This window comes from Thalassospiraceae bacterium LMO-JJ14, from assembly GCA_021555105.2.
GTDB lineage: Bacteria > Pseudomonadota > Alphaproteobacteria > Rhodospirillales > Casp-alpha2 > UBA4479.
This window is the reverse complement of the sequence record CP134604.1, coordinates 2,436,456-2,451,390: the sequence shown is the minus strand read 5'-3', so window position 1 is coordinate 2,451,390 and position 14,935 is coordinate 2,436,456. Positions and strand designations below refer to the sequence as shown.

General features: G+C 56.2%; 16 protein-coding genes. All 16 read right to left on the bottom strand.

Annotated features, from left to right (window positions below; translation table 11 throughout):
- Positions 1-32 precede the first annotated feature (32 nt).
- Positions 33-1,199 carry a lipid-A-disaccharide synthase gene (lpxB, locus tag L2D14_11560; GenBank protein ID WNJ98505.1) on the bottom strand — a complete coding sequence of 389 codons (1,167 nt, stop codon included), beginning with the start codon at positions 1,197-1,199 and terminating at the stop codon, positions 33-35.
- Entirely contained in the window at positions 1,196-2,023 is an 828-nt protein-coding gene (lpxI, locus tag L2D14_11555; protein WNJ98504.1) for a UDP-2,3-diacylglucosamine diphosphatase LpxI, read from the bottom strand. The genes lpxB and lpxI overlap by 4 nt, the downstream gene beginning before the upstream one ends.
- Positions 2,013-2,813: an acyl-ACP--UDP-N-acetylglucosamine O-acyltransferase gene (lpxA, locus tag L2D14_11550; protein ID WNJ98503.1), complete on the bottom strand. Its 801-nt coding sequence runs from the start codon at positions 2,811-2,813 to the stop codon at positions 2,013-2,015. The genes lpxI and lpxA overlap by 11 nt, the downstream gene beginning before the upstream one ends.
- 9 nt (positions 2,814-2,822) lie before the next feature.
- Positions 2,823-3,293, bottom strand: a complete 471-nt coding sequence (fabZ, locus tag L2D14_11545; protein ID WNJ98502.1) for a 3-hydroxyacyl-ACP dehydratase FabZ — start codon at positions 3,291-3,293, stop codon at positions 2,823-2,825.
- A 2-nt stretch (positions 3,294-3,295) separates the two neighbouring features.
- The gene (gene lpxD, locus L2D14_11540; protein WNJ98501.1) at positions 3,296-4,318 is read right to left on the bottom strand and encodes a UDP-3-O-(3-hydroxymyristoyl)glucosamine N-acyltransferase; all 1,023 of its coding nucleotides are present in this window, start codon (positions 4,316-4,318) and stop codon (positions 3,296-3,298) included.
- 5 nt (positions 4,319-4,323) lie between these two features.
- The gene (locus tag L2D14_11535; GenBank protein WNJ98500.1) at positions 4,324-4,893 is read right to left on the bottom strand and encodes an OmpH family outer membrane protein; all 570 of its coding nucleotides are present in this window, start codon (positions 4,891-4,893) and stop codon (positions 4,324-4,326) included.
- Positions 4,894-4,902: 9 nt separating this feature from the next.
- Positions 4,903-7,206 carry an outer membrane protein assembly factor BamA gene (bamA, locus tag L2D14_11530; GenBank protein ID WNJ98499.1) on the bottom strand — a complete coding sequence of 768 codons (2,304 nt, stop codon included), beginning with the start codon at positions 7,204-7,206 and terminating at the stop codon, positions 4,903-4,905.
- 69 nt (positions 7,207-7,275) lie between these two features.
- A complete protein-coding gene (gene rseP / locus L2D14_11525; protein WNJ98498.1) occupies positions 7,276-8,412 on the bottom strand; it encodes an RIP metalloprotease RseP in 1,137 nt (378 codons plus the stop codon).
- An 88-nt stretch (positions 8,413-8,500) separates the two neighbouring features.
- Positions 8,501-9,697 carry a 1-deoxy-D-xylulose-5-phosphate reductoisomerase gene (locus tag L2D14_11520; GenBank protein WNJ98497.1) on the bottom strand — a complete coding sequence of 399 codons (1,197 nt, stop codon included), beginning with the start codon at positions 9,695-9,697 and terminating at the stop codon, positions 8,501-8,503.
- Complete coding sequence (locus L2D14_11515) at positions 9,688-10,329, bottom strand: phosphatidate cytidylyltransferase (GenBank protein WNJ98496.1); 642 nt, start codon at positions 10,327-10,329, stop codon at positions 9,688-9,690. Before L2D14_11515 ends, L2D14_11520 begins: the two co-directional genes overlap by 10 nt.
- Before the next feature lie 16 nt (positions 10,330-10,345).
- Positions 10,346-11,083 (bottom strand): isoprenyl transferase, encoded by a 738-nt coding sequence (locus L2D14_11510; GenBank protein WNJ98495.1) that lies wholly within the window; start codon positions 11,081-11,083, stop codon positions 10,346-10,348.
- Positions 11,084-11,085: 2 nt separating this feature from the next.
- On the bottom strand, positions 11,086-11,649 hold the full coding sequence (gene frr / locus L2D14_11505) for a ribosome recycling factor (GenBank protein WNJ98494.1): 564 nt from the start codon (positions 11,647-11,649) through the stop codon (positions 11,086-11,088).
- Between the two features lie 11 nt (positions 11,650-11,660).
- Entirely contained in the window at positions 11,661-12,392 is a 732-nt protein-coding gene (gene pyrH, locus L2D14_11500; protein ID WNJ98493.1) for a UMP kinase, read from the bottom strand.
- 154 nt (positions 12,393-12,546) lie between these two features.
- Entirely contained in the window at positions 12,547-13,473 is a 927-nt protein-coding gene (gene tsf, locus L2D14_11495) for a translation elongation factor Ts (GenBank protein ID WNJ98492.1), read from the bottom strand.
- A gap of 82 nt (positions 13,474-13,555) precedes the next feature.
- Entirely contained in the window at positions 13,556-14,443 is an 888-nt protein-coding gene (gene rpsB / locus L2D14_11490; protein ID WNJ98491.1) for a 30S ribosomal protein S2, read from the bottom strand.
- 121 nt (positions 14,444-14,564) lie between these two features.
- Entirely contained in the window at positions 14,565-14,801 is a 237-nt protein-coding gene (locus L2D14_11485) for a hypothetical protein (GenBank protein ID WNJ98490.1), read from the bottom strand.
- Positions 14,802-14,935 lie beyond the last annotated feature (134 nt).

Sequence of the window (14,935 nt, the reverse complement as noted above, 5' to 3'; positions counted from 1 at the left end):
CGACGGCGCGGGAGCGATCCCGCGCCGTTTTATTATGCGCTGCCTGATTTGACTGAGTTCAACACAACACGCGCGGCGGCGACCGATGGCAGGTCATCGCCGGGTTTGAGATCATCAAGAGCACGGGCGATATCGGCGGTTTGCTGGGGTGCGGTACCTGCACCGGGGCGCAGCAGGTCGGCCAGCGCGGGCGCCATGGCGTCGGGGGTGCAGTTTTCCTGCAGGAATTCAGGGATTGCGGGCTTGTCGAGGATAAGATTGACGATCGAAGCATATTTAACCCGGATCAGCCTTTTGGCGATGAACGCTGTCAGCGGCGACAGACGATAGGCGATCAGGCTCGGCACCCCGGCCATGGCCAATTCCAGCGAAACAGTACCGCTGGCGGCGATCGCAGCATCGGCAGCGGCAAAGGCATCGTATTTCTCTGCCTGATCATCGATGACCAGGGTGTTGTCCCAGTCCGATGTGCGAACGCGAATTTCATTGGCAATGCCTGTCAGTGTCGGCAGCACAACCCGGCAGGGTCCGACAATGGATATGGCCCGGCTGATGGTTTCGCCGAATATATCGATCAGGCGCGAAATCTCGCTCATACGGCTGCCGGGCAAGGCCAGGATGACCCGCTCGTCTGATCCGATGCCGTGCCGTTCGCGAAAGGCTTTCCCATCCCCCCGGTCGGCACCGCTCTCAAGTATCGAATGGCCGACGAATGTGGCGGCAACCCCGGCGCGTTCGAAATACGGCGGCTCGAACGGCAAAAGACACATGACGTGATCGACGAGTTTTGCGACCTTGTTGGCCCGGCCCGGCCGCCATGCCCAGACGGATGGTGCCACATAGTGCACGACCGGCACGCCGGAATGCCTGAGCCGTTTGGCGACGCGAAAGCAGAAATCAGGGGCATCGATGGTCACGACAACATCCGGTTTGCTGTTCAGAACAGCGTCGGCGGTTTCGTGAATGCGGCCGAGTATTTTCGGGATGCGTGGCAGAACCTCGGCCAGCCCCATGATAGTCAACTCATCCATAGGAAACAGGCTTTCAAGGCCCTTGTCAGACATCAGTGGTCCGCCGACACCGGAAAAGCGGACTTCCCGATCCCCACTCAACCCCTTGATACCTTCCACCAGGCGCATGCCAAGGACATCGCCCGACGGTTCACCGGCAATCAGGAAAATATGCAGCGGCTCGCTCATTGCCATACCCCGTCAGCATCAACGCCAACAAGAAACAATCCTTGCTCGTCGGCTAATGCGGCTGTACCCCGGCGATCGATCAGAAAGGCATTTCCGGCTTCGATCACAATCCCGTCCAGACCGCAGGCTTTGGCATTGATGATCGTCTCCGGCCCAATGGTCGGCAGATCGGCACGGCGTTCCTGACCGGGCTTCAACGTCTTTGCCATGATGCCGCCGGCATTTCCCTGACCGGCCAGTCGTTTCAGCATCGCATCCGTGCCATCGGCTTGCTCTTCACTGATGATTTCGCCGCCCCGGACCACGGCTGCCTGTCCGGCATCGCGTATGCCAAGCTCTTTCGCGGCTTTTACGGCAAGCACGATATCGGATGATTGTGCCGCTGTTGGTTGGATCTTGCCGACAATCCCTTTCGGCATCAGATAATCCGGCAACAATTCATCGGCACCGATAACGCCGAAGCCTTCCCCCTCGAGGGCTTTGATCAAAGCCGCAAGAAGACCATCGTCGCCGAGGGCGGCGGCACCGCTTGAGGCGAAGAATTTGATGCCCCACCAGTCTGGCCGCAATTCCTTCAAGCCGGGGCGGCGGATTGACCCGGCCATGACCAGCGTGTCGCAGCCTTTGGATTTCAGATTTTTGACCGTTTCTCCGCCGGCGCCGAGGCGGATGACGGCGTGGCTGTCATCGGCGAATTGCGCCGGATCCCCTTGCCCGTCGAAAACGACCACATGAAAAGGTTTTTTAAGGGAAAGGCATGCGTCGCGGACAAGCACCGGCAGCATGCCTCCGCCGGCGAGGATGCCGAGCTTGCTATGCGGCATCTTCCATATGCGGCTGGCAGATCCGGCGAGATGAATCACTGTTGATGAAATTGACGATTTCCATGACAGGTTCATTGTCGCTGAAATCCTCAATCACATCTTGCAGCCGCTCGGCCATCGTGCCTTCTTCGGCAAAAATCATGCGGTATGCCTTACGGATCTCATGGATCAAATCACGCGAGAAACCACGGCGCTTCAATCCGACGATGTTCAGGCCTTCCAGTTTGGCGCGGTTGCCGGTGACAATCCCATAAGGGATGACATCGTGTTCAACGCCGGTTTTGCCGCCGATCATGGCATGTCTGCCGATACGTACGAACTGATGAACAGCCGAGAGACCGCCAATGATCGCCCAGTCTTCGATGACGACATGCCCGCCAAGTGTGGCACTGTTGACGAGGATTACGTTATTTCCGATCAGACAGTCGTGGGCGACATGGGCACCGACCATGAAAAGGCAGTCGTCACCGACCTTGGTCAACAAGCCGCCGCCGTCCGTTCCCGGGTTCATCGTTACGTGTTCGCGAATAACGTTGCGTTCACCGATTTCAAGCGTTGACGGTTCGCCCTTGTATTTTAGGTCCTGCGGCTGATGGCCGATGGACGAGAACGGAAAGATACGGGTTTCGGCACCGATAGTGGTGCTTCCGGCAACGACAACGTGCGACAAAAGTTCGACCCGGTCACCAAGGCGGACACCTTTGCCAACCACGGAATACGGGCCGATCTTAACGCCACTGCCGATCTCCGCGGCCGGGTCGACGATAGCTGTCGGGTGAATATCGGTCATTCCTATGTCCTAATCAGCCTTGTCGACAATCATTGCCGTGAATACGGCTTCGGCCATCACAGCCCCATCGGATTTGGCAACGCCCTTGAAACGCCATACCTTCCCGCGCCCGTGTTCCTTGGTGACTTCGAGATTCAGCGTATGCCCCGGCAGAACGGGCTTGCGGAAGCGGGCGTTATCAATGGACATGAAATACACGAGTTTGTCGGCAGCGGTGTTATCCAATCCTTCGATCACGACGATCGCCGCCGTTTGCGCCATGGCTTCGACGATCAGTACGCCAGGCATAATCGGGTGGTCCGGAAAATGGCCCTGAAAAAAAGGCTCGTTTACCGTCACGTTCTTGATGCCCGTGGCGCTTTCGCCGGGAACGATGTCCTGCACCTTGTCGATCAGCAGAAACGGGTATCGGTGCGGTATGCGTTCCATGATACCGGCGATATCCACGTCATGGCCGGTAGTGGTCGTTTCAGCGTCCATACCTAGCTCCCCTTTTTCTTGGCCAAACGCTCGATCATGGCCACTTCCTTTAACCAGGCGCGAACGGGCTTTGCCGGACTACCGCCCATTTCCTGACCGGGGTCTACATTTCGCATGACCCCGCTTTGTGCGGCAATCCGCGATCCGCTGCCGATTTTCAAATGTCCGGCGACACCGACCTGACCTGCCAATACCACGAAATCGCCAAGTTCCGTACTGCCGGATATCCCGGCCAAGCTGACGATAACGCAATTTTGTCCGATCTGAACGTTGTGGGCAATCTGTACAAGGTTATCGATCTTGGTACCGTCACCGATAACCGTATCCGGACCTGTGCCGCGGTCGATGGTTGTATTGGCTCCGATTTCAACATTCGATCCGACAATAACCCTACCCAGTTGGGGAACCTTAACGTGTCCACCTGGACCCATTGCAAAGCCGAAACCGTCCTGACCGATGCTTGCTCCCGCATGGATAATCGTCTCTTCACCGATCATCGCATTCATGATATTGGCGTTCGCCCCTATCCGGGTGTTTGCACCGATTTGCACGCCGTTGCCAATAACTGCGCCGGGAGCAATGATCACACCATCGCTTATTTCTGCGCGACTACCGATCACGGCATGTGCGCCTATTTCAACGTTGTCGCCGATCAGGGCGTCGACAGCGATTGTGGCCGAGGCATGCACCTGGCCATCCGATGTCGGCATCGGATAGAACAAGGACGCAACCCGTGCATAGGCGTGATAAGGCTCGGGCGTGACCAGAAGATCCATGCTGTCCGGCGCCAGGTCTGCTACATCCGGTGCAATAATGCAGGCGCCGGCTTTCGAGGCTCTGAAAGTCTCGGTGTATTTCCGATTATCGAGAAAACTTACATGCGCGTTTGTCGCCACATCCAAAGACATAACATCATGAAATAATCGCGATGTATCCTTTGAATTAATGCACTCGGCACCGGCCGTCTCGGCAATTTGCGCCAGACTGAACGGCCCGGCGTTCCTGAAGAACCGGGAATCAGCCATTATATCTAGTTTTTCGGCAAGTCGACCTGAATGGTCGGCAGTTTCTGGTCGAGTTGCTTGAGAACCTCTTCCGTAATTTCGTGCTTGTTTTTGACATAAATGATCTGAGAAAACCGCAAAATTACGTCGTAATCATTTTTTTCCGCTATGTTTGCGATAACTTCATTCAATGCATTTTCAACCTGAAACATGGCCTTTTTCTGGCTGTCTTCCAGGGCGCGGCGGCGCTCTTGAACCATTTGCTGGACGCCGACTACACGTTGCTCGAATTTGCGGCGCTCATCGGCAAATGCTTCTGGTGCCAATAGCGTTTGTTTTTTGGCGAGTTCCTGTTGTGCGGATCTTAAGGCTTCCTGTTCGTTCTGGATTTCACCCTGGATCTTGTTCTGGTAATTGATGATCTGTTCACGGATCGATTTGACCGATACGGCATCGCGGCGGATTTTGCCGATATCAATGACCGCGATCAACAAAGCATCACTTGCAACGGGTGTTTGAGCCTTCACAGAATTCGCAGGCGTCACGGACGCAAAGAAAGCTATAATCAGCGAAAATGCTATGGTGCGTAAAAACAACTTTGCCTCCTAAAATTTTGTGCCGAAATTAATCCGCACATATTCTTTTCTGTCGAAATCCTCTTTCAGAACCGGGTACGCAAAATCAACCCCAAGCGGCCCGAAAGGCGACTCCCATGTTATGCCCGCGCCGACCCCCATGCGCAACGAGTTCTCGTCGGCGGTTGTGGAATTCGTCGGTGACAACGTGCTGGATGAGCCTAGGTCCGTGAAAAGCCGCCCAGTAACGCCAAGTTCGTCAGGCAGACCCGAGGGGAATGATAGCGCGAGGGAAGCGGAATACATGAATTCCCCCCCCAAAGCATCGTCCGTTGCAAGGTCACGCGGCCCGATACCAGACGTTTCAAAGCCACGCACATCATCGCCGCCCACGAAGTAGCGTTCAGATAAGACGACATCTTCCCCAATGCCGGCAATATAGCCGACTTTGCCCCGCGTCGAGATAATCCATTGGTCGGCCAAGGAATAATAGTTCACTGCGATTGCGGTATTGCGAACATGGCGGATCGAACCACCAAGACCGGCGAGGTCTGTATCGAGCTTGAGGATATAGCCTTTCGTCGACTTGATCTTTCTGTCGCGGCGGTCATAGGCGATGGAATGGCCGAGTTCGGAGAGCGTTTCCTCGCCTTCCTGTGCTCTGATCAAGCTTGATGCATCGTCATCAATATTAGAAATATCGGTCAGCCGTGCCGTATACCGCCAGGCTTCCGACAGATTCTCGGTAATCTCATATCCGGCCCGGAGTCTGCCGCCAGTTCGCTTAATATCGAACGAGCTGGTATCCTGCAGGTCCCGGGTTGTTCTAAACAGGTCGAAACCTGCACTAAGATCCCGATCCAGAAAATATGGCTCTGTGAAGCTGAAATCCAGTTCTGAAGCCGCAGCCGCAAGCTGGAACTTAACCCCGACATCCTGACCACGGCCCAGGAAGTTGGTTTCCCGTAAACGGATGTCGCCGAGAACCCCGACGCTGGATGAGAAGCCGGCGCCGATTGTGATCTGCCCCGTGGGCTTTTCCTCGACATTGACATTGATGATGGTTTTATCGGGGGCGTCTCCGGCAATCTGCTCGACATCGACTTTTGCGAAGAACCCAAGGTTCTGGATGCGCGTCTTCGAACGGCGAAGTTTTGAAGCGTTAAAGGCATCGCCTTCAACAAGTCTGAACTCGCGGCGGATCACCTTGTCGAGGGTTCGGACGTTTCCGGCGATGTTGATGCGTTCGACGAAAACCCTGGGGCCTTCGTTCACCACATACTTGACGTTAATGGTTTTGTTCTCGCGATCACGGTTAACGCGTGGCCGGATTTCCACGAACGCAAACCCCAGCGTACCGACAAGCTCCGTCAACCGGTCGATGGTTTTTTCGATTTCATCGGCGCTGTACCAATCGCCACTCTCAACTTCGAGGGCGGTTTTCAGATCCTCATCATTCAGGTTTTTGAGGCGTGCTTCGACTTCAAGATCGCCGAAACGGTAACGCTCACCCTCTTCAATCGCGAATGTCAGGAAGAACGCCTTTTTATCAGGTGTCAGTTCCGCAACCGCCGTGTTTACCTTGAAGTCGGCATAACCGTTGGCCAGATAGAATCTGCGCAGCAATTCCCGGTCGAGATTCATGCGGTCGGGATCGTAAACGTCATCCGTAGAAAAGAAACGCCACCATGTGGTCTCACGCGTTTGGATGACTTCCCGGAGGCGTCCGTCACTGAATTCCCTGTTACCGATAAAGCGAATACTGCCGATTGCCGTCTCGGCCCCTTCGGCGATTTCGAAAACAAGGTCGACGCGGTTCTGCTCGAGCTGAATGATTTTCGGCTCGACGTTGACGGCGAACAGACCGCTTTGACGATAAAGTGTCAGGATACGTTTGACGTCGTCCTGAATTTTCGTCCGGGTGTAGATGACGCGCGGTCGCAACGATATTTCGGTTTTAATGGTTTCGGCATCGAATTCGTGGTTTCCCTCGATCGCGATGCGGTTGATGATCGGGTTTTCGACAACGTTCACAACCAGCGTATTGCCCTCGCGCCTGAGCGAGATATCGGCAAACAGACCCGTCGCAAAGAGACTCTTCAACGAACGGTCGATGCGCCGGGGGTCGAAGGGATCGCCCTCTTGGATAACCATATAGGAGCGCACTGTGCCGGGGTCGACGCGTTGTGCGCCGCGCACTTCTACGGTCTGGATAACGTCGGCCTGTGCGATCTCAACCGTCTCGGCTGCGGATGCGGATATGGTTAATGACGAAAGCGGCCCTATGGCCGCTGTCATCAACGCAACCGCCGTAAGCCGGGCCAATCCCGTCACGCTTATCTCCCCAATCGCCGAGCCAACAGGCTTTCAGGCGCTAATACTCTCGGATTCAAAGAACTTTTATCAAAGCCCCAATATCCGAACGATATCATTCCAAGTCACAGATACCATGAGAATCAATACCAAAGCCAGTCCAATTCGGAAACCGTATTCTTGTGCCCGATCACCAAGCGGCTTGCCGCGAACAGCCTCGATTCCCATGAACAGAAGGTGGCCACCATCAAGTATCGGGATCGGGAACAGATTTATAAGCCCGAGGTTGATCGACAACACAGCCATGAAAAAGAATAATTGCAGTGCGCCCTGCTCGGCGGCTTGCCCTGACATCTGCGCAATTGCGATCGGTCCGCCGAGGTCCTTGAAATTACCCTGCCCGATCAGAAGCTTGCCGATGTTGTTCAATGCCTGCCCGGTAATGGAGACGGTTTTCTCGACACCAAACCAGGCAGCGGATAACGGATTGAGGCGTTTGTGCTCGCCGATGATCCCCTGCATACGGATGCCCAGTCTGCCAACGGTGAGGCCATCCTGGTCTGCGGGCTGTGGCGTAACACTCAGTTCTATTTCGCGCTCGCCCCGCAAAACGGTCAGCGGCAGAGTCTGGCCGGGGCTGGCGGAAACGATTTCCTGCACAACCCCGGGATTATCGATTTGGGCATTGTTCAGGCGGACAAGCACGTCATCAGCTTCGATGCCGGCAGTGGCGGCGGCGGAATCCGCCATGACCTCGCCGACGGAGACGCGAATCTGCGGCACGCCGACCGACATGGCGATAACGGCCAGTACCAGCATGGCGAAGATAAAGTTGATGGCGGGGCCTGCAAAGACGATCGCGGCACGTTGTCCGACGGTTTTGAAGGCAAAAGAAACGGATTTCTCTTCATCGCTTAATTCGTGTGGGCCGTTCGATGCTGCTTCACCTGCCCCTTTTTCGAGGAAACCTTGAGCGCTGTCAGCTTCGCCTTCCTCTGCCATGCCGAACATTTTGACATAGCCGCCGAGTGGGACGGCGCTGACCCGCCAGCGTGTGCCGGCCTTGTCAAACCAGCCGAAGATTTCCGGACCGAAGCCGATGGAAAACACTTCGACGCGGACACCATTGCGCCTTGCCACCCAATAGTGACCGAATTCATGAACGAAAACGATGATCGAAAGGACGACGAGAAACCAGAGCACGGTGTTGAGGGTGTCGAAATCCATTGCGGGCCTTTATTTGTTGATTTTTTCTGCAACAGATATGCGGGTGTAAAGCCTTGCCGTCAATGTCCGGAACGAAAATACACCAATGTTATCTGCTGCTTGCTATTGTTTTTTCACTTGCGATGCGTCGCGCCTCTTTATCGATTGCGTAGACATCATCCAGAGACGTCAGATTGGTTCTGGGGATTTGCTCAAGTGTCGCTTCGACGACGGCGGCGATATCGAGAAAACCAAGCCCTCCCTTGAGGAAGGCATTCACCGCTATTTCGTTGGCGGCATTAAGAACCGTCGGCGCGGAACCGCCAATGTTCAGGACCTCGCGCGCCAGGCGAAGCGCCGGGAACCGCACCGGGTCCGGGGCTTCGAACGTCAATGTGGCAATATCTTCCAGTTTCAGGCGCGGCGATGGTGCTTCCATCCTGTCCGGCCATGCCAGCGCGAAAGCGATCGGCGTGCGCATGTCGGGCGTGCCAAGCTGCGCCAGCACAGATGCATCGACATATTCGACCATGCTGTGAATGACGGACTGTGGATGTACCAGAATCTCGATCTGCTCGCCGGCGACGGGAAACAGGTGGTACGCCTCGATCAACTCCAGGCCTTTGTTCATCATGGTCGCGGAATCGACGGAAATCTTGGCGCCCATTGACCAGTTGGGATGCGCAACGGCTTCTGCCGGCGTCACTTTCGTCAAGGTATCCAGCGAACGCTCACGGAACGGACCGCCGGAAGCCGTCAGAATGATTTTCTCGACCCGTTCCGGACGCTCGAAATCAAATACCTGATAGATCGCGCTGTGTTCTGAGTCGACGGGAATAAGCCGGGCATTTGCACTGGCAACCTCGCGGCAGAAAAACTCCCCGGCAGAAACCAGACATTCCTTGTTCGCGAGACCGACAATGGCGCCCCGCCGCACTGCTTCCAGTGTCGGGGCCAGGCCCGCTGCACCGACAATTGCCGCCATGACCCAGTCGCTTGGCCGCATAGCGGCCTCGATCAGGGCGTTCCGCCCGGCTGCAGCTTCAATACCGCTACCGGACAAGGCGGATTTGAGATCCTCATAAAGGGTTTCGTCGGCGATGACGGCCATGTTCGCGCCGACCTCGATGGCCTGTTCCGCCAAAAGCTGGACATTGCTGTTGCCGCTTAGGGTGTCGACCTGAAACCGGTCGGGGGAACGTTTGATCAGATCGATAGTGTTACAGCCGACCGATCCCGTGGAGCCGAGAACGGTTACCGTGCGCGGGGCCTTGCTTTCAGTGGCCAATGGACTGATTACAGCCATGGCATGACATCCCGTCCCAATGTGTATTTAAGAATGGCAATCGCGACGGCACCGGCAACAAGGGCATCCACACGATCCAGAACGCCGCCATGACCGGGGATGAGTGTCGAACTGTCCTTGACGCCGAAATGTCGCTTTATGGCGCTTTCCAGCAAGTCACCGGCCTGACTGGCGATTGCGACGACGGCACCCCATATGCCCAGCAACAATGGGGATCCATCCCAATAGACGGCGAACGATCCTGCGACGAGCGTGGCAATCGTGATGCCGCCGATAAAGCCGGCCCAGGTCTTTTTGGGGCTGATACGTGGTGCCAGTTTCGGCCCGCCGATGCTGCGCCCGGAGATATAAGCCGCAATGTCGGCCGTCCAGACAACGGCGAATAACCAGAAAATCGTGATCATCCCCGACGCAACATCGCCGCGCAGCCAGATCAGGATGCCGGATGGAATGCTGATGTATAAAATACCTGCAATCAGCCATTTTGGATTACCACCGCACATGCGGGACCATTCCCAACCCATGGCGATGGCCGCAGCCAGAACAAGCGCGGTAAACCAGGGTGGCCCATAATATACGGCCGCAAGCGCAGGCACCGCCATCACGGCAGCGGAAACGGCGCGCAAGTTCATGCCCGAAAGGCGTTTCTCAGTTGTGGCTGGTGCCGAAGCGGCGTTCACGTCGCCCGTACTCCTTGATTGCCGAGGCCAAATCTTCGGCGTTGAAGTCCGGCCAGTGTTTGTCGATGAAGACAAACTCTGCATATGCGAGCTGCCATAGCAGGAAATTACTGATGCGCTTCTCTCCGCTGGTCCTGATCAACAGGTCCGGATCGGGGATGCCATACGTGTAAAGCGCTTGTTCAAATGTGTGTTCATCGATTTGCGACGGCTTCAGGTCGCCCGCAGCGGCACGTTCGGCAAGCTTCCTGGCCGCCATCACCAGTTCGTCACGCCCACCGTAGCTCAGTGCGAGAACCAGCGTAATGCGGGTATTCTGCGCTGTGCGGCTTTCCGCTTCTTCAATGGCGGCAATGATATCCGCCGCCAACCGCGTGCGGTCGCCGATAACCTTGAGGCGCACGCCCTTATCGCAAAGATTGCTGATTTCTCTTTTGAGATAAAGCCGGAGAAGCCCCATCAGATCAGCAATTTCGGTTGCAGGACGCTTCCAGTTTTCAGAAGAAAAACTGAACAATGTCAGATACTTGACGCCTGTATCTGCAGCAGATTCTAATGTTTTTCGTACGGCTTCGGCGCCTGCTTTATGACCCATGGAACGCGGTTTTCCACGAGCATTCGCCCACCGACCATTGCCGTCCATGATGATTGCGACATGGACCGGTATAGTTTCATCTTCGGTTTTCGTGAGCGGTGCAATGCTCATGGTCAGACCTGCATGATCTCCTGCTCTTTATTGGCCAGCGCTTCGTCGATATCGGCGATGTGCTTGTCGGTGAGTTCCTGCACCTCTTCTGAATAATCATGAAGCGCATCTTGAGGAATATCCCCGTCCTTTTCGGCTTTTTTAAGGTCATCCAGTGCGCTGCGGCGGACATTGCGGACAGCAATCTTGGCTTCTTCCGCATATTTGCCGGCGACCTTGACCAGTTCCTGGCGCCGTTCTTCGCTGAGCGGCGGGATCGGGATTCGCACGAGCGTCCCGTCTACCGCGGGATTGAGGCCGAGACCGGAGTCAATAATAGCCCTTTCGACCGCCTTGACGTTGCCTTTATCCCAGACCTGGATGGAGAGCATTCGCGCTTCCGGGACGGAGACGCTGCCAACCTGATTAAGGGGCATGTTCGCGCCATAGCAGTTGACCTGAATGGGATCGAGCAGGCTGGTGGATGCACGGCCGGTCCGGAGACCGCCAAATTCTTCATGCAGAACCTCGACAGCCCGTGTCATGCGGTGATCGATATCTTTACGTGTGCCGTTGATATCACTCATCAACGCCTCCCTTACTTTTCGTTGTTGTCCGAAATTGTCGTAAACGTTCCCAGTCCGGCGACAACATCGGCGAATGCGCCCGGATTGTGAATGGAAAACACCAAAATGGGAACCGCGTTTTCGCGTGCCAGGGCGATCGCCGAGGTATCCATGACCCGCAGGTCCTGAGAGAGCACGTCCTGATAGCTCAAATGCTCGTAACGCGTTGCGGTGGAGTCTTTTTTCGGGTCGGCGGAATAGACCCCGTCAACCTGTGTCCCCTTCAGAAGGGCATCGCAGTTCATTTCGACGGCACGCAATGCCGCTGCCGTATCCGTTGTGAAAAACGGGTTGCCGGTGCCGGCGGCGAAGATCACGACGCGGCCCTTCTCCATGTGCCTGACGGCGCGGCGGCGGATATACGGTTCGCAAACCGAAGCCATCGGAATGGCGGAAAGAACGCGGGTGCTGACTCCCTTGCTTTCCAGCATGCTTTGCATGGCGAGTGCATTCAGCACGGTGGCAAGCATGCCCATGTAATCGCCTGTGGTACGTTCGATATTTGCAGCGGCCAGCGAAACACCCCTGAAGATGTTGCCGGCGCCGATAACAAGGCAGACCTGAACGCTGTTTTCGTGAACGGATTTAATTTCTTCGGCAATTCGGTCAACGGTTTCGGCATCAAGTCCGAAACCCTGGCTTCCCATCAGGGCCTCGCCTGACAGTTTAAGCAGTACACGCTTGTATTTGGTTGGTGTACTCATTCCCGCTCCTGCCTAAAACCCAAACCTGTCGTATGCGAAATATGTATAAGAAAAGGCCGAATCCCGGCCCATTTCGCAGTATAACAGGGTTCCCGGTTGTCACGACCGGAAATCGGCACGGTGCTGTCAAAACACCGCGCCGGACCGGTACTTTTTAGTTGCCACCTGCCACAGCAGCGACTTCAGCGGCAAAGTCCTCTTCTTTCTTTTCGATGCCTTCACCAAGCACGAAAAGCTTGAAGCCCGTGACTTTGACGGCACCGCCGGCAGCCTTGCCGGCATCTTCGACGACCTTGGACAGTTTGCTTTCGCCGTCGATGACGAAGGTCTGTTCGAGCAGGCAGACTTCCTCATAAAACTTGCGCAAACGGCCTTCGACCATCTTTTCGATGATGTTTTCGGGGCGGCCCGATTCGCGGGCCTGTTCGATCAGTACCTGTCGCTCGCGTTCGACGGCATTCTGATCCAGATCTTCACGGCCGATCGATTGTGGACGTGCTGCTGCGATGTGCATCGCAAGCTGCTTGCCGACTTCTGCAAGGCCGTCCGTGCCACCTTCGCTTTCCATCGCGACCAGAACCGCGATCTTGCCGAGGCCCGGTACAAGCTGGTTGTGAACATAGCTTGCAAGCACGCCTTTTTCGACGCTGAGCGAAGCAATGCGGCGAATATTCATGTTTTCGCCGATGGTTGCGACGTTGTGGGTGATTTCCTCGGCGACGGTGCGGCCGGTCCCCGGATACGCCATGCCGTTCAGGGCTTCGATGTCGTCGGCATCAACGGACAACTTGCAGATGTTGCCGACAAGTGCCTGGAAGGCGTCGTTGCGGGCGACGAAGTCGGTTTCAGCGTTGACTTCGCATACGGCGCCCTTGTTGCCTTCGATGTGAACGCCGACAAGGCCTTCGGCGGCAACACGGCCGGCTTTCTTGGCAGCGGCGGCGAGGCCCTTGGTGCGCAGCCAATCGACGGCTGCTTCCAGATCGGCATCATTCTCGGCCAGCGCTTTTTTGCAATCCATCATGCCCGCGCCGGTCTTTTCGCGCAGTTCCTTAACCAATGCTGCAGTGATCTCAGCCATTGTTTTTCCTCGTTATTCCGAAATGTGTTTACTTGTCAGGGGAAAGCGGAGGCCACGAGCGGCCTCCGTCCCGTTGCGTTCCTTAGCTTTTGGCGGCGTCGCCTTCGGCCGGAGCATCGGCAGCAGTTTCCACGGCGGCCTCGATCGGTGCCGGAGCAGCTTCTTCAGCTGCCGGCGCCGCTTCAGCGACGACAACGGCTTCCGCAGGTGCCGGTTCGACCGGAAGTTCTTCGGCCGGCCCTTCAGCCGCACCGATGTCGCCACCGGCAACGCCGATTTCAGCCTGAATGCCATCAAGTACCGAGCCGACCATCAGATCGCAGTACAGGCCGATGGCGCGGATTGCATCGTCATTGCCCGGGATCGGGTGCGTGATGCCTTCCGGATCGGCATTGGAATCGATGACGCCGACAACCGGAATGCCCAGTTTGTTGGCTTCGTTGATTGCGATGTCTTCCTTGGTCGTGTCGATGATGACCAGAATGTCCGGCAGACCGCCCATATCCTTGATGCCGCCCAGTGCGCGCTCGAGCTTTTCCATCTCGCGCGTCAGCATGAGCTGTTCTTTTTTCGTCAGACCTTCGATTTGCGCCTGATCGTCGAACATCTTCTCAAGGTCTTTCAGACGCTTGATCGAGTTCGAAATCGTCCGCCAGTTGGTCAGCATACCGCCGAGCCAGCGATGGTTGACGTAATACTGACCGCAACGCTTGGCCGCTTCGGCAACGCGCGACTGCGCGGCACGCTTGGTGCCGACGAACAGCACGCGGCCGTTGCGTTTGACGACGTCGCGGACAGCGACCATCGCCTGGTGCATGAGCGGCACGGTCTGTTGCAGATCGATGATGTGGATACCGTTACGGTCGCCGAAGATGTACGGAGCCATCTTGGGGTTCCAGCGGCGGGTGTTGTGACCAAAGTGAACGCCAGCTTCGAGGAGCTGACGCATCGTGAAATCGGGAAGCGCCATAAGCCTTTTTCCTTCTCCGGTTAAGCCTCCGCGAGTGTGGCCGGAAATCCGGCACCGGAACGACGTTGTTTATGAATTTGCATAAACTGCCGCAAAACCCGCGTGTGAAATCGCGCGTGGTTTAACTGCTGGCGCCGGGGAATGCAAGCCGCTTTAAGCGAACAAGCCAATTTAAACGGGGGGCCGGCTCGGCGGACTTTGGGGACGGAAAGGCGACAACGTTGGGGCCGGGGTCCTCGCGAAGCGCCTTGGCGTCGGCGCTTGCAAAGCCCAGAACCGCGACGACCAGCGCTACGGGAAAAATCCAGACCAGGCTAAATGCCAAAAACCTGAGTATATCGGCGCTTTCCGGGCCCATTCGTACCTCCTTGCAGGCATAGTTTAACCGATTGCCGTGCCTGCGTGAATTCTCTCTTTCGTAGCAATTTGTTTGAACAGGTGCGCCTATGGGCCAATCAAGCGTGTGATAGCGCACTAATGGTACTTTCTAAA

What these genes read in the sequence shown, in the direction of transcription:
- frr (WNJ98494.1), bottom strand. Translation starts at nt 11,649, where the DNA reads ATGAGTGATATCAACGGCACACGTAAAGATATCGATCACCGCATGACA.
- L2D14_11510 (WNJ98495.1), bottom strand. Translation starts at nt 11,083, where the DNA reads ATGAGCATTGCACCGCTCACGAAAACCGAAGATGAAACTATACCGGTC.
- rpsB (WNJ98491.1), bottom strand. Translation starts at nt 14,443, where the DNA reads ATGGCGCTTCCCGATTTCACGATGCGTCAGCTCCTCGAAGCTGGCGTT.
- lpxI (WNJ98504.1), bottom strand. Translation starts at nt 2,023, where the DNA reads ATGCCGCATAGCAAGCTCGGCATCCTCGCCGGCGGAGGCATGCTGCCG.
- fabZ (WNJ98502.1), bottom strand. Translation starts at nt 3,293, where the DNA reads ATGGACGCTGAAACGACCACTACCGGCCATGACGTGGATATCGCCGGT.
- tsf (WNJ98492.1), bottom strand. Translation starts at nt 13,473, where the DNA reads ATGGCTGAGATCACTGCAGCATTGGTTAAGGAACTGCGCGAAAAGACC.
- rseP (WNJ98498.1), bottom strand. Translation starts at nt 8,412, where the DNA reads ATGGATTTCGACACCCTCAACACCGTGCTCTGGTTTCTCGTCGTCCTT.
- pyrH (WNJ98493.1), bottom strand. Translation starts at nt 12,392, where the DNA reads ATGAGTACACCAACCAAATACAAGCGTGTACTGCTTAAACTGTCAGGC.
- L2D14_11520 (WNJ98497.1), bottom strand. Translation starts at nt 9,697, where the DNA reads ATGGCTGTAATCAGTCCATTGGCCACTGAAAGCAAGGCCCCGCGCACG.
- lpxD (WNJ98501.1), bottom strand. Translation starts at nt 4,318, where the DNA reads ATGGCTGATTCCCGGTTCTTCAGGAACGCCGGGCCGTTCAGTCTGGCG.
- lpxB (WNJ98505.1), bottom strand. Translation starts at nt 1,199, where the DNA reads ATGAGCGAGCCGCTGCATATTTTCCTGATTGCCGGTGAACCGTCGGGC.
- lpxA (WNJ98503.1), bottom strand. Translation starts at nt 2,813, where the DNA reads ATGACCGATATTCACCCGACAGCTATCGTCGACCCGGCCGCGGAGATC.
- L2D14_11485 (WNJ98490.1), bottom strand. Translation starts at nt 14,801, where the DNA reads ATGGGCCCGGAAAGCGCCGATATACTCAGGTTTTTGGCATTTAGCCTG.
- L2D14_11515 (WNJ98496.1), bottom strand. Translation starts at nt 10,329, where the DNA reads ATGAACTTGCGCGCCGTTTCCGCTGCCGTGATGGCGGTGCCTGCGCTT.